Raw genomic sequence first — 14272 nt, 5'->3', positions numbered from 1 at the left:
GGCGGCCGCAGGGCCGCCACACCTGGATTGGAGGACACCGTTGTCAAGGCTGTCGAAGGCAGGCCGTCCGCGTAGCACGGACCTCGACCGTGCGCTTCTCGTCGCCACCCAGGACCTGCTCGCCGAGGTCGGGTACGACCGAATGTCCATCGAAACCGTCGCCGCCCGGTGCGGCGCGGGCAAGGCCACCGTCTACCGCCGATGGGCGGGCAAGAGCGAACTGGTCGCCGATGCGGTCGCGCTGTTGCACGGCGCGTACCCGGAGCCGGACACCGGCACGCTGCGCGGCGACCTGGTGCTGATGTCGTCGACCTGGCTCGACCCGGACTCCCGCCGAGACGCGGTGGTCGCGGGTCTGCTCACCGCGATGGCTCACGACGCCGGGCTGCGCGAGGCGGTCCGGGTCGCGGTGTCGGAGCCGCACCAGGCGATCTTCGCCGCCATCGTCGACCGGGCGGTGGCGCGCGGCGAGGTCCCGGTCGGCCGCGACCTCGGGTTGATCGGCACCGTGTTTCCGGCCGTCACCTTCCATCACCTGACCGTGCTCGCCGCCCCGGTGGACAAGGAGCTGGTGGAACGGATCGTCGACGGCGTGCTGGTGCCGGCGCTGACCTGGCGCGAGTCCGCCGCGCGCGGATGAGCGAGGTCATCGGGCGCGACGGTGACCTCGCGCCCGAGGTTGGTGACGGGGGAGTGTCGGTGCCGGTGTCCGCCGAACCCGGCGACGCGACGTATCCCTGGCTGCGGGGACGGCCGCTGCGGTGCCGGCTGCGTGGCGACGGCACCGCCGCGCAGTTCGCCCGGTTCGTCCTGGTCGGCGGCTCGAGCAACATCGTGTACGCGCTGGTGTTCCTGTTGCTGCGGGGTCAGGGTTCGCTGCTCGCCAACGTCGCCGGTGTCGTGCTCAGCACCGTGCTGGCCAACGAGTTGCACCGCCGGCTCACCTTCGACGCCGCGGAGCGGGTGGACTGGCTGCCGGCGCAGTGGGAGGCCGGCGGCCTCGCCCTGGTGGGGTTGGCCGTCAGCTCGACCGCGCTGGCGCTGCTCGATCTCTGGTTTCCGTCGGCGCCCGGCGCCGCCCAGGCGATCCTCGTCATCGCGGTCAGCGCGCTCGTGGGCGTGTTCCGGTTCCTGGCGCTGCGTGGCTGGGTCTTTTCCGTCGCACGCTGATCCGGGTCGCGGGAATATGCCGGGGTACCCTCTGGTTCTGCCATATAATTGAATCGTCAACTACATTGGAGTGAGCATGCAGTTCGGGATCTTCACGGTCGGCGACGTCACGACGGACCCCACCACGGGGCGTACGCCCACCGAGGCGGAGCGGATCAAGGCGATGGTTGCCATCGCGCAGAAGGCCGAGGAGGTGGGCCTGGACGTGTTCGCCAGCGGCGAGCACCACAACCCGCCGTTCGTGCCGTCCTCGCCGACCACGATGCTCGGCTACATCGCCGCCAGCACCGAGCGGATCATCCTGTCGACGTCGACGACCCTGATCACGACCAACGACCCGGTGAAGATCGCGGAGGACTTCGCGATGCTGCAGCACCTCGCGGACGGTCGCGTCGACCTGATGCTCGGCCGTGGCAACACCGGTCCGGTCTACCCCTGGTTCGGTCAGGACATCCGGCAGGGCATCCCGCTTGCGATCGAGAACTACGGACTGCTGCACCGGCTCTGGCGTGAGGACGTCGTCGACTGGGAGGGCAACTTCCGTACCCCGCTGCAGTCCTTCACCGCGACGCCGCGGCCGCTGGACGGGGTGGCGCCGTTCGTCTGGCACGGCTCGATCCGCAGCCCCGAGATCGCCGAGCAGGCCGCCTACTACGGCGACGGCTTCTTCGCCAACCACATCTTCTGGCCGAAGGAACACTTCAAGCGCCTGATCGACCTCTACCGCCGCCGGTACGAGCACTACGGCCACGGCTCGGCCGACCAGGCGATCGTCGGGCTCGGCGGGCAGGTGTTCATGGCCAAGAACTCGCAGGACGCGGTCAGGCAGTTCCGGCCGTACTTCGACAACGCGCCGGTGTACGGCCACGGGCCGTCGCTGGAGGAGTTCACCGAGCAGACCCCGCTGACCGTGGGCAGCCCGCAGGAGGTCATCGACAAGACCCTGACCTTCCGCGAGACCTTCGGCGACTACCAGCGTCAGCTGTTCCTGGTCGACCACGCGGGCCTGCCGCTCAAGACGGTGCTCGAGCAGCTCGACCTGCTGGGCGAGGAGGTCGTCCCGGTGCTGCGCAAGGAACTCGACGCGCTGCGTCCGGCACACGTCCCGGACGGTCCGACGCACGGTGCGCGGGTCGCGGCGGCACGGTCCGGCGCCGAGTCGGCGGCGGTGCGGCCGTGACCGCGCGCCGGATCGCCGTCGTCGCGGCCGGGCTCGGCCAGCCCTCGTCCACCCGGTTGCTCGCGGACCAGCTCGCGGCCGCCGCCACCCGGGCCCTCGCCGAGTTCGGTGAGGGCGCCGAGGTGGAGGTCGTCGAGCTGCGCGACCACGCCCACGACCTGATGAACAACCTGCTCACGAGATTCCCGAGCGCTGACCTGAAGCGGGCGATCGACGCGGTGGTCGGCGCGGACGGGCTGATCGTGGTCACGCCGATCTTCAACGCGTCGTACAGCGGGCTGTTCAAGTCGTTCTTCGACGTGCTCGAGCCCGGCGTGCTGGACGGCAAGCCGGTGCTGATCGGCGCGACGGCCGGCACCGCCCGGCACTCGCTCGTGATCGAGCACGCCGTCCGCCCGATGTTCGCCTACCTGCGCGCGGCGGCGGTGCCCACCGGCGTCTTCGCCGCATCGGAGGACTGGGGCGCGAGCGGGTCGGGGAGCGGGCTCGCCGGCCGGATCGAGCGCGCGGCGGGCGAACTCGCCGACGCGATCGCCGGGCGCGCGAACCGCGGGCCGGTGGACCCGTTCGACGACCCGGTGCCGTTCGAGCAGCTGCTGGCGCAGCAGGTCCGCTAGCGCCGCGGGAGCGGTGGTCGGGAATGCCCGGCCACCGCTCCGCGGCGCTGGCCGAGCACCTGCGGGCGCACCTCGACCTCGAGGAGTCCTCGCTGCTCCCGTACCTCCGCCGGATGGACACCGACTGGCACTACGGCTGATGCCGACGGCGACCGCATCATCCTTGTGAGGTGATGCCGCGGCCGGCGCGAACCCCCACGATGGAGTCGTGGAAAGTGCGCGCAAGCGATGGCTCCTGTTCGCGTCCCTGCAGGGATACGACCGAAAATGGCTGCGCCCGGACGTGGTCGCGGGTCTCACGGTGTGGGCGGTGCTGGTGCCGGAATCGCTTGCCTACGCCACGATCGCCGGGGTCACCCCCGTCGTCGGTCTCTACGCCGCCGTCCCGGCACTGGTGCTGTATGCAGCTGCAGGCAGTTCCCGGCACCTGGTGGTCGGACCCATGTCGGCGACGGCCGCCCTGTCCGCGGCGATCATCGCGCCGGTCGCCGGTGCCGACGGCGGCCACTACCTGACGCTGACCGCGGTGCTCGCCATCATGACCGGCGTGATGGGTCTGCTCGCGGGGCTGTGCCGGCTCGGCTTCGCGGCGTCGTTCATCTCCGAACCGGTGCTCAAGGGCTTCATCGTCGGCCTGGCGCTGACCATCATCGTCGGACAGGTGCCGAAGCTGTTCGGGATCGAGAAGGCCGAGGGGGACTTCTTCGAGCAGGCCTGGGGTGCGATCCTGAACCTCGGCGACACGCAGTGGCCCACGCTGGTGGTGGGGGCCCTCAGCCTGGCACTGGTGCTGCTGCTCAAACGGTGGCTTCCCCTGGTCCCGGGCTCGCTGGTGGTGGTGCTGCTGAGCATCGCGGCGGTGGGCGTGTTCTCGCTGGACCAGCACGGCGTCGAGATCGTCGGGCACATCGAGTCCGGGTTGCCGTCCATCGGTCTCCCGCAGGGCCGCAGCTGGCACGACTACTACGACCTGGCCGGTCCCGCGATCGGCGTGTTGCTGATCGGCTTCGCCGAAGGGCTCGGCGCCGCGAAAACGTATGCCGCCAAGGCGGGATACGAGGTGGACCCCAACCGTGAACTGCTCGGGCTCGGCGCCGCGAACCTCGGTTCCGGTCTGAGCTCCGGCATGGTGGTCAACGGGAGCCTGTCGAAGACCGCGGTCAACGGGTCGGCCGGGGCGAAGACCCAGCTCAGCGGTCTCGTGGTGGCGGTCCTGACGATCGTGACCCTGCTGTTCCTGACGGGCCTGTTCGAGCAGYTGCCCGAGGCGACGCTCGCGGCCGTCGTGATCGCGGCGGTGATCGAGCTGGTCGACTTCGCGGGACTGCGCCGGCTGTACCGGATCTGGACGGAACGGCTCGGCAGCATCTACGGTTTCGCGGCCCGGGCCGACTTCGGCGCCGCGATCGCCGCGATGTTCGGTGTGCTGCTCTTCGACACCCTTCCCGGGCTGGTCATCGGCATCGGAGTGTCCATGCTGCTGCTGCTCTACCGTGCCTCGCGACCGCACGTGGCCACGCTCGGCAGGGAGGGCGCGCTGTGGGTCGACACCGATCGGCACCCGGAATCGACTGTCCGCCCGGACATCGTGGTGGTTCGGGTGGAGGCCGGACTGTTCTTCGCCAACGCCGATCACGTCCGCGCCAGCGTCGAGGAGATGTGCACCGACGCGACCAGGGTGGTCGTACTCGACGCGGAGACCTCGCCCAGCATCGACGTCAGCGCCGCGGAGATGCTGGTGCAGCTGCAGACGACGTTGCGGCGCAGTGGAATCGACCTGCGAATCGCGCACGACATCGGACAGGTGCGTGACGTTCTCGACGATGCCACGCGGAGCGGCGAGCGTCTCGCGATATTTGCGACCGTCGACGAGGCGCTGGCCGATCGGGTCTAGGGACCATGCGCTCCGCGCCCGTGCGCACTTCTGGTCGCCAGAGCAACCAAGAGCACTCACAGGCCGCAGGCCGTTCACCAGGCGAAACATCATTGCGATCGAATGTGCGTGCGAGTAGAATTTGGTGTATGAAACTCGACGCCATGCTCACCGACCCCGCCGGGGTCGAGGCATGGCGACTCGACGAAACCGAACTCGCAGCCACCGTCCCGGAACTGTCGGAGAAGATCCTCGAGCTCGAAGCCCTCCGCGTCCGACTGGTCCACGAGGCCGACCAACGCTGCGTGCCCAACCATCTCGGTGCCGCGGACACCACCTCCTGGCTTTCCGACGCCACCCGAATGACCGCCGGACATGCCAGCAGGATCGTCCGACTCGGCCGTGAACTGCCCCTGCACCCCCGGATGGCTGAGGCGTTGGACGGCGGGCGGATCGAACTCGGGCACGTGCAGGTGATCGTCAACTTCCTCGCCCGCCTCGACACCCTCACCGCCAACCGGATTGCCGAGTCGGTGGAGGCGGTCGAGACCGACTGGGACCACCCCGACCCCGAAACCGGCCGACCCGACGACTGCCAGGCCTACCTCCTCATCGCCGCCCAACTCGAGAACGTCACCGTCCTCCGCCGACGCGCACGCGCACTGGAGTTGCTCCTGCAACTCGACGGCACCGTCCCACCCGACGGAGAAAACCCCGAACTCAACGAATTCCACGCCTCCACCACCCTCGGCGGGCGTGTGCACGTGACAGGCAGCTTCGACGCCGAGTCCGGCGAGGCCCTCCAGACCGCGTTGTCGGGGCTGTCGAAGCCGCACCCGAGCACCGACGAGGACGGCAACCCGATCCGCGATCCCCATACCGCCTCCAAGCGCAATGCCGACGCCTTCACCCAGATCATCCGCGGCCACCTCGACAACGCGCGCGGCCCGATGGAAGGCGGCGAACGACCGCACGTCACGGTGACGATCGACGTCGACGCACTACGGGATGCGGTGTCCGCGACCGCACCGACACCGGCGACCGGCGCCTGGTCCGGGAACGGGAACGGGAACGGCTGGGACTACCACTCCGACAACGCAACCGGACCCACAGGCGGCGAACGCTGCGACGGCTGTTCCGACGTCCGGCCGCCTCGGCACTACCGCCGACGCCGGCACGCCAGCATGCCGTGGGCAGGCCCGATCTCCGCGGCCATCGCCGCCCGCGTCTCCTGCGACGCGCAGGTCACCCCGATCTTCGTCGACCGAGAAGGCAACCCCCTCGACGTCGGCGTCACCACCCGCATGATCTCCCCGCGACTGCGGAAAGTCTTGGTGGCCAGGGACTGCGGATGCGCGTTCCCCGGCTGCGGACGCCCCGCCGCCTGGACGGACGCGCATCACATCCACCACTGGAGCAAGGGCGGCCCCACCGCCCTGTCGAACCTGGTGCTGCTCTGCAAGAAGCACCACACGATCATCCACAAAAACCACTGGGCAGTGKCCATCCGCGATGACGGCCACCCATGGTTCACACCGCCGGCCTGGGTGGACCCGCTGCGAAGACCACGGCCGGCTCACAACCGGCGCGAGATCCATGGGGTTTGACCCGCAGGCACAGGCAGTCGTCAAGCGAAGACCTGCACACCGCCACAGCCAGACCGGTTGCGGCCGAGACCCACTCGGCCGCAACCGGTCTGCGCTGCGTAGGAGGTGAAGTTCAGGCGCGGTGCAGCGCCAGCACCGGGATGGTCCGGATGCTGGCGGTCTTCTCCGCGTACTCGGCGAAGCCGGGATATCGGCGAGCCTGCTCCGCGAAGATCCGATCCCGTTCGTCACCGGTCACCTCGGTGACGGTCACCGGGTACTGCTCGGTGCCCCGCTCGACCGCCGCGTCGCCGGCGGTGACGAGGTTGTAGTACCAGTCCGGGTTGGACGGGGCGCCGGCCTTGGAGGCGAAGACGTAGATCTGGTCCGGATCGTGTTCGTCCTGCAGGTACATCACCGGGCTCACCAGTTCGCGCCCGCTCCGGCGGCCGCGGTGCCGCACCAGCACCAGCGGGGCGCCCTCGAACGGGCCACCCACTCGGCCCTCGTTGGCGCGGAATTCGGCGATGATGTTCGTATTCCAGTCGCTGGGGCTGCTCATCCTGTGCATTCTCCTACGGGTCGCGGGGGCGGTCGGCTTTCCGGTCGGCGTGTTCGCCTTCCGTCCGCGCCGCTGCGCGAGTGCTCACGACGCGTCGGCCCGTTCGTCGGGGACGAGTCCGAGGAGCCTGAGCTCCCGCTCGGACTTCCTGTGCAGTTTGCGGCCCAGCAGCGGCCGGCCGTCGTCGTGGATGTAGGCGCCGCTCGGCTCCTTGGCTAGGGGCTCCTCCCAGGCTCGGTACAACGCGGCCATCCGGAACGCGAAGCCGACCAGCACCGCGGCCGGCGCGGCGATCCAGTTGTTCAGTCCGAAGGCGTTGAACACCAACCAGACCGCGCCCGTCAGGAACGCGGTGAACACGAACCACTCGCCGCGCACCAGCTGCTTCGGAGTCACCCCACAGCTGACGTCGATGATGTAGCGGCCCGCGGTCGGGCCGACGATCGCAATGGCGAGTGCGCCGAGCACCGGAACCCCGTGCTCGGTGGCCTTCATCGCGCCGACCACCGCGTACCAGGGCAGCGACAACGAGGTCATGAACTGGAACAGGCCCTCCCGGAACAGCTGTCCGGACGCGAACGCCACGGAGTAGCCGATCAGGCCGGCCACCACGCACAGCGTGATGTAGGCCGGGTTGAGCAGGGCAGCGGGGATGTCGGCGAGCATCACGTCCCGGCTGATGCCGCCGCCGATGCCGCCGATCAGCGCCATCAACAGGATGCCCACGACCGTGAAGTTGCGGTAGTGGTCGGGCCGGCGGGCCAGCAGGGCACCGTTGAGGGCGTTCGTGGTGGCCGCGATCAGGTCGAAGAACGTGTGCTGACCGGTGATCTTGAAACTCCCGAAGCCCACGGTCGGCGTGGTGGCACCCGCGGCGAGCAGGTCGAGGATCATGCGGTCTCCTTGGCCGGTACGAGTGCGGGTGAGGGCGGCGGGATCAGCATCTGGGGCCGCTTTGCGACCAGCAGCCACAGCGGGAGAATCACGATGCACAGCAACGGCAGGATCCGGATGTCCGCGACGGTGGTCGCGGCCATGAAGATGGCGAGCCAGCCGTCCCGTGCGACCACCAGCACCGTGCCGAGCACTCCGCACGAGATCGCCACGATCAACGGGATTGCGGCAACCGCACTGTGCCCGACCAGGCCCACCCCGACGCCGACGAACACCGCCGGGAAGATGCGGCCGCCGCGGAACCCGCAGCTCGCGGCGACCAGCAGGGCGACGAGCTTGACCACGGTGATGAGGACGAGCTGACCCGTGGACTCGTCGGCCGCGACCGCGGTCAGCTCCTTCATCTCGTCCAACCCCTTGAACAGGGTCATGTCGCCGCCGATCGCGCCGAGGACGCCGAGCACTGCGCCGCCCGCGGTGATGGCGAGCAGCGGGTTCGGGAACCGGTGAAAGGCGCTGTGGACCAACGGGAAGGCGTAGACGGCGGCCAGGCACAACAGGGCGGCCGCGGCCGCGATCACGGCGCCGCCGACCAGGTCGGCGAGGGCCGGGTCGTCATATCCCGGTACCTCGACCGAGAGCATCGGCCGCGCCAGCATCACCATGGTCAACGTGCCCGCGCCGGCCGCGACCAGCGGCGCGAACAGCTTGTTCCAGAGCTGTCCGCCGGTGTGCATCGCGGCCATCTCGGTGAACAAGAGCGCCGCCGCGACGGGGGTGCCGAACATGGCCCCGATGGTGGCGGCGGCCGCGAGCATCACCGCGACCTCCGTGGGCACCTGCTTCCACAGGCGCCCGACGACCCACACGTTCAGGGCGGTGTTGATCGCGATGATCGGGTTCTCCGGGCCGAGGCTGACGCCGCCGGCCAGCCCGATCACCAGCACCAGCGCGAGGCTTGGGAGCGCAGACGGTGCAAGCGGTTTCGCGACGAGGCCGGTGGTTGCGGGGTCAGGTCCGGCATGACCGGGCATCTTCCAGACCACGAGACCGACCACAAAGCCGACGACGGTCAGCGTGCCGAACGTCCACCAGCCGGATTCGCCGGACACGCCGACCCGGTCGGGCAGGGTCGTCCACAGCAGTCGCTGGAGGTTGTTGGCGAGCACGCTGAGCCCGATCAGCATCAACGCACAGCCCACGCCGACCGCGACGGCGGGTATGGCGAGCGCCGCCAGTTGCCGGGTCGTCGGGGTGAGCTCGGTTTCCTCGGTCGCACTTTTCAACGCGAAGGCTCCCGTCCATGTCGGTCCTTCGAGGGTGGAGGACGGTGGCCGTCGGTGGCTCACCCGCGGTGGATGATCCCTTCCCCCGAGACGCTTCCTACTGTCGAGACGAATGACGCTTCCAAGCGAGAGGTTCGTCCACCATGCCAACTGATCCCAACCGTCTCCAGCGCGGATCCCTGCCGATCCCGGACCTCGCCTACACCGGGACCGTCACCTATGACGCCACCGATCCGGACACGAAGTTCCCGCCGATCAGCCGGCTGCTCCCGCCCAACGGTGCGCCCAACGTGCTCGTCGTGCTGATCGACGACGTGGGATTCGGGGCCTCGAGCGCATTCGGCGGTCCGATCGAGACCCCGAACTTCGAACGGGTCGCCGCGCAGGGCCTCAAGTACACCCGTTTCCACACCACCGCACTGTGCTCCCCGACGCGGGCGGCCCTGTTGTCCGGCCGCAACCACCACACCGTCGGCATGGGCGGCATCACCGAGATCGCCACCAGCGCGCCGGGCTACAACTCGCTTCGGCCGAACAACTGTGCGCCCCTCGCGGAGACCCTGAAACTCAACGGGTACAGCACCGCCCAGTTCGGCAAGTGCCATGAGGTCCCGGTGTGGCAGGCCTCGGCGGTGGGACCGTTCGATCAGTGGCCGAACCCGGGCGGCGGATTCGAACACTTCTACGGGTTCCTCGGCGGCGAGACCAACCAGTGGTACCCGGCGATCTACGAGAACACCTCGCCGGTCGAGCCGTGGGGCACGCCCGAGGAGGGCTACCACTTCATGGGCGACATGACGGACAAGGCCATCGACTGGACCCGCCAGCAGAAGTCCCTCGCGCCCGACAAGCCGTTCTTCACCTACTTCGCGCCGGGCGCCACGCACGCCCCGCACCACGTGCCGAAGGAGTGGGCGGACAAGTACCGGGGCAAGTTCGACCAGGGCTGGGATGCCCTGCGCGAGGAGACCTTCGCCCGGCAGAAGGCACTCGGGGTCATCCCGCAGGACGCGGTGCTCACCGAGCGCAGCCCGGGCATCCCCTCCTGGGACGAGATGAGCGAGACCATCAAGCTGGCCCTCGCCCGTCAGATGGAGGTCTATGCGGGCTTCCTCGACTACGCCGACCACCACGTCGGTCGCCTCCTCGACGCGCTCGAAGACCTCGGCGTGCTCGACGACACCCTCGTCTACGTCATCATCGGCGACAACGGCGCATCCGCAGAGGGGTCGATGCACGGCACGACCAACGAGGGCTTCACGATCAACCACATGAACGACATCGAGACCGAGGAGTACGTCGCCGCGCACATCGACGACATCGGCACCCCGAGCTCGTACAACCACTACGCGGTGGGCTGGGCGCACGCCATGGACACGCCCTACCAGTGGACCAAGCAGGTGGCCTCGCACTGGGGCGGCACCCGGAACGGCACGATCGTCAGCTGGCCCAACGGCATCGCGGCGCGGGGCGAGATCCGCAATCAGTTCGCGCACGTCATCGACGTCGCGCCGACGGTGCTGCAGGCGGCGGGCATTCCCGAGCCGTCGACGGTGCACGGCGTCACGCAGCGCCCCTACGAGGGCACCCCGATGAACTACTCCTTCGACGATGCGGACGCGGCGGAGCAGCACACCACGCAGTACTTCGAGATGCTCGGCAACCGGGCGATCTTCCACAAGGGCTGGACGGCGGTCGCGAAGCACAAGGACCCGTGGGTGGGTTCCGACCACGGCCTCGACGACGACGTGTGGGAGCTCTACAACGTCGAGGAGGACTGGACCCAGTCGAACGACCTCGCCGCCGAGCACCCGGACAAGCTCGCCCATCTGCAGCGGCTGTTCCTCATCCAGGCCGCCCGCTTCAACGTGCTGCCGATGGACATCCGCTCAGCCGAACGCATGAACCCCGACATTGCGGGCCGCCCCGCGCTGATTGCTGCGCAGAGCCAGACGCTCTACCGGGGTATGCGGCGCCTGAGCGAGAACTCGGCCATCAACATCAAGAACAAGTCGTTCACGGTGACGGCCGAGGTGTACGTGCCGGACGACGGTGTGGACGGGGTGATCATCGCGCAGGGCGGCGCCTACGGCGGGTGGTCGTTCTACGCGCTCGCCGGCAAGCTCGCGTTCGCCTACAACCTGCTCGGTATCGACACGGCCATCGTCCGATCGGATACCCCGGTGCCACCCGGAAAACAGGAAGTCCGAATGCATTTCGCGTACGACGGCGGGGGAGTCGGCAAGGGCGGCACGGCCTCTCTCTTTGCCGCCGACCAGAAGGTCGGCGAGGGCCGCGTCGAACGGACCATCCCGTTCCAGTTCACCTTCGACGAGACCGTCGACGTCGGACAGGATCTCGCCTCGCCGGTCTCGCCCGACTACCAGGCGACCGGTAACGCATTCACCGGGACCATCGACCGGGTGGTCATCGACACGGGGGATGACGACCACGGTCACCTGGCCGATCCCGAGCACCTCATGAACATCGCGATGATGAAGCAGTAGCCGTGGCCGGGCTGAACCTGCGGCGGGGCGCCCCGGTGCTGGCGCCGACCCTCGTCGGGTACCAGAAGCGTTGGCTGCGTGGCGATGTCGTCGCGGGTCTCAGCGCCGGGGCGGTGGTGATCCCGCAGGCCATGGCGTACGCGACGATCGCGGACATGCCGGTGCAGATCGGCCTGTACACCTGCATGGTGCCGATGGTCGTGTACGCCATGCTCGGCGGGGCCAGGGCGGTCAGCGTCAGCACCACCTCGACGATCGCGCTCCTGACGGCGTCGACGATGATCGGGGCCGGGATCGCGGCCGGCTCGGAGGACGCGCAGACCTCGCTGATGACGCTGACCCTGCTGGTCGGTGTGATCCTGCTGCTCGCGCGGGCACTCAAACTCGGGTCGGTCATCGAGAACATCAACGAGGCGACACTGACCGGGATCAAGGTGGGCGTCGGGCTGACCGTGGCCGCGAGTCAGCTGCCCAAGCTGCTCGGCGTGCCGTCCGACCCGGACGCGACCGGATTCTTCCGGGTGCTGTGGTCGGCGCTGCGTCAGCTCGGTGACGCGAACGGGGCCACCGTGCTCCTGGCCGTCGGGTCCATCGGTGCGCTGTACGCGATGTCGAGACTGGTGCCCCGGGTCCCGGGACCGCTGGTGGTCGTCGCGGTGGGGATCGCGCTGGTCGCATTCGCGGGCCTGGACGGCCGCGGCGTCGAGCTGATCGCGGAAGTCCCGCAGGGCATTCCGCTGCCGGGCATCCCGAGCCTCCGGGACGTGGGCGCACTGATTCCCGGTGCACTCGCGATCGCCGCGATGGCCTTCCTGGAGACGGTGTCGGTGGCGCGCGGGGTACGCAGGCAGGGGGAGCCGCAGATCGACAGCGACCAGGAGATGCTGGCGAACGGCGTCGCTTCGGTGGCGGGCGCGTTCTTCCACACCCTGCCGCCCGCCGGCGGGTTCTCGCAGACGGCCGTGGCGTTGCGGGCGGGGGCGCGCACCCAGGCCAGCGGGCTGGTGACCGCGGCCCTGGCGGTACTGGTGGCCCTGTTCCTCGCCCCGGTGCTCAGCGACCTCCCGCAGGCCACGCTCGGCGCGATGGTGGTGGTCGCGACGCTGGGCCTGGTGGACATCGGCGCGTTCGCACGGTTCTGGCGGATCAACAAGCTGGAGTTCTGGGTCGCGCTGGCGACGGCGTTGATCGGGCTGACCGCCGGCCTGCTGCCCGCGGTCGCGGTCGGCGTGCTCTTCACCCTCTACCTGGTGCTGCGCGAGCTCAACGAGCCGCACGTGGTGCAGTTGCGCCGCGACTCGGACGGCCGGTGGACCGGCGGCGACGAGGACGCTCCGACGGAGCCGTCCGATCCGCTTGTGCTGCGGATCAATTCGGCCCTGTACACGGCGAACGTGCTGGCCAACGTCACGGCGATCCGGGAGCGCATCGACGCCGGGGGCGCGAAGACGGTCGTGCTGGACTGCTCACGGGCGTGGAAGATCACCACCACCGTGATGCACCACGTCCGGGACCTCGAACAGGAGTTGTCCGCCCAGGGCATCACGATCTACTTCGCGGAGGTCCCGCAGCGCGACCTGGAGACCGCCCGCAAGACGGAGCTGGGTCGGCACTTCGAGGAGTCGGGCCGCACCTTCGCGACTGTGGACGACGCGGTCCGCTGCACGGCGGGCGGGGCGTGAGGGCGTGCGACTGGGACTGCACGCGCTGGGAATCGGTACCGGCGCACGCCGCGAGGTGATCGACGCGGTCGCGGTCGCCGCCGAGGCGAATGGATTCGCCACCCTGTGGTCGGGGGAGCACGTGGTGATGGTGGACCGGTCGCAGTCGCGCTACCCGTATGCCGACGACGGCCGGATTGCGGTGCCCGCGGTCGCGGACTGGCTCGACCCGATGATCGGGCTCAGCTTCGCCGCCGCGGCCACCAGCACCATCGGCATCGCGACGGGTGTCCTGCTGCTGCCCGAGCACAACCCGGTGCTCGTCGCCAAGCAGGCGTCGACTCTGGACCGGCTCAGCGGTGGCCGGCTCACGCTGGGCGTGGGTGTCGGCTGGTCGCGGGAAGAGTTTGCGGCGCTGGGGGTTCCGTTCGAGCGCCGGGGACGGCGCACGGCGGAGTACGTCGCCGCCATGCGGGCGCTGTGGCTCCAGGATGTCGCCTCGTTCGACGGTGAGTTCGTCCGTTTCGACGCGATCCGGGTCAACCCCCGCCCGGCCCGCGACCGGCGAATCCCCGTGGTCGTCGGCGGGAACAGCGATGCCGCGCTCCGTCGCGTCGCGGCCTGGGGGGACGGCTGGTACGGCTTCAACCTCGACGGCGTCGACGAGGTCGCCGAGCGGACCGGCGTCCTGCGTGAGCTGTGCCGTGAGTCCGGTCGCGACCCCGGCGAACTGCGGCTGGCGGTCGCGCTGCGGGAACCCGGCCCGGGCGACGGCGCCGCGCTGGCGAAGCTGGCATCGACGAATTCGTCCTCGTCGAGGCCCCGCCGGAAGACCCCGACGAGGCCGCGGGCTGGGTCGCGGCGCTCGCGCACCGCTGGGCCTAGGCGGCTCCGCCGCTCGTGCGCGGGTGACCGGTGCGGACCGTCAACCGCGCA

General features: G+C 69.6%; 11 protein-coding genes and 1 pseudogene. 9 read left to right on the top strand and 3 right to left on the bottom strand.

Going from position 1 to position 14272, the window contains the following annotated elements; all coding sequences use genetic code 11:
- Nucleotides 1-40 precede the first annotated feature (40 nt).
- The 6 genes from AC1DU4_RS24985 (at nucleotide 41) to AC1DU4_RS24960 (ending at nucleotide 6447) form a co-directional block, all read left to right on the top strand.
- Nucleotides 41-640 (top strand): TetR/AcrR family transcriptional regulator, encoded by a 600-nt coding sequence (locus AC1DU4_RS24985; protein WP_477844469.1) that lies wholly within the window; start codon nucleotides 41-43, stop codon nucleotides 638-640.
- Nucleotides 637-1170: a GtrA family protein gene (locus AC1DU4_RS24980; protein WP_477844467.1), complete on the top strand. Its 534-nt coding sequence runs from the start codon at nucleotides 637-639 to the stop codon at nucleotides 1168-1170. Before AC1DU4_RS24985 ends, AC1DU4_RS24980 begins: the two co-directional genes overlap by 4 nt.
- A 76-nt stretch (nucleotides 1171-1246) precedes the next feature.
- A complete protein-coding gene (locus AC1DU4_RS24975) occupies nucleotides 1247-2350 on the top strand; it encodes an LLM class flavin-dependent oxidoreductase (RefSeq protein ID WP_477844465.1) in 1104 nt (367 codons plus the stop codon).
- Nucleotides 2347-2967 carry an FMN reductase gene (locus AC1DU4_RS24970; RefSeq protein WP_477844463.1) on the top strand — a complete coding sequence of 207 codons (621 nt, stop codon included), beginning with the start codon at nucleotides 2347-2349 and terminating at the stop codon, nucleotides 2965-2967. The genes AC1DU4_RS24975 and AC1DU4_RS24970 overlap by 4 nt, the downstream gene beginning before the upstream one ends.
- A gap of 208 nt (nucleotides 2968-3175) precedes the next feature.
- On the top strand, nucleotides 3176-4861 hold the full coding sequence (locus tag AC1DU4_RS24965; RefSeq protein WP_477844461.1) for a SulP family inorganic anion transporter: 1686 nt from the start codon (nucleotides 3176-3178) through the stop codon (nucleotides 4859-4861).
- A gap of 128 nt (nucleotides 4862-4989) precedes the next feature.
- Entirely contained in the window at nucleotides 4990-6447 is a 1458-nt protein-coding gene (locus AC1DU4_RS24960; RefSeq protein ID WP_477844459.1) for an HNH endonuclease signature motif containing protein, read from the top strand.
- Nucleotides 6448-6559: 112 nt separating this feature from the next.
- Here AC1DU4_RS24960 and AC1DU4_RS24955 read toward each other — a convergent pair whose 3' ends face one another.
- The 3 genes from AC1DU4_RS24955 to AC1DU4_RS24945 all read right to left on the bottom strand — a co-directional run bounded on the left by AC1DU4_RS24955 (nucleotide 6560) and on the right by AC1DU4_RS24945 (nucleotide 9168).
- The gene (locus AC1DU4_RS24955; protein ID WP_477844457.1) at nucleotides 6560-6988 is read right to left on the bottom strand and encodes a nitroreductase/quinone reductase family protein; all 429 of its coding nucleotides are present in this window, start codon (nucleotides 6986-6988) and stop codon (nucleotides 6560-6562) included.
- 84 nt (nucleotides 6989-7072) lie between these two features.
- The gene (locus AC1DU4_RS24950) at nucleotides 7073-7882 is read right to left on the bottom strand and encodes a trimeric intracellular cation channel family protein (RefSeq protein ID WP_477844455.1); all 810 of its coding nucleotides are present in this window, start codon (nucleotides 7880-7882) and stop codon (nucleotides 7073-7075) included.
- Entirely contained in the window at nucleotides 7879-9168 is a 1290-nt protein-coding gene (locus tag AC1DU4_RS24945; protein WP_477844453.1) for an ion channel protein, read from the bottom strand. The genes AC1DU4_RS24950 and AC1DU4_RS24945 overlap by 4 nt, the downstream gene beginning before the upstream one ends.
- A gap of 143 nt (nucleotides 9169-9311) precedes the next feature.
- Between AC1DU4_RS24945 and AC1DU4_RS24940 the strand changes: the two genes are divergently transcribed.
- From AC1DU4_RS24940 to AC1DU4_RS24930, 3 genes and pseudogenes are all read left to right on the top strand, one after another.
- Nucleotides 9312-11675 carry a sulfatase-like hydrolase/transferase gene (locus AC1DU4_RS24940; protein WP_477844451.1) on the top strand — a complete coding sequence of 788 codons (2364 nt, stop codon included), beginning with the start codon at nucleotides 9312-9314 and terminating at the stop codon, nucleotides 11673-11675.
- A 2-nt stretch (nucleotides 11676-11677) separates the two neighbouring features.
- Nucleotides 11678-13357: a SulP family inorganic anion transporter gene (locus tag AC1DU4_RS24935; RefSeq protein WP_477844449.1), complete on the top strand. Its 1680-nt coding sequence runs from the start codon at nucleotides 11678-11680 to the stop codon at nucleotides 13355-13357.
- A 4-nt stretch (nucleotides 13358-13361) separates the two neighbouring features.
- Nucleotides 13362-14221 (top strand): annotated as a pseudogene (locus tag AC1DU4_RS24930) (LLM class F420-dependent oxidoreductase).
- The last annotated feature ends 51 nt before the right edge of the window (nucleotides 14222-14272 follow it).

The organism is Rhodococcus sp. P4_F5 (assembly GCF_056401315.1).
This window is presented reverse-complemented; position numbering and strand designations above follow the sequence as displayed.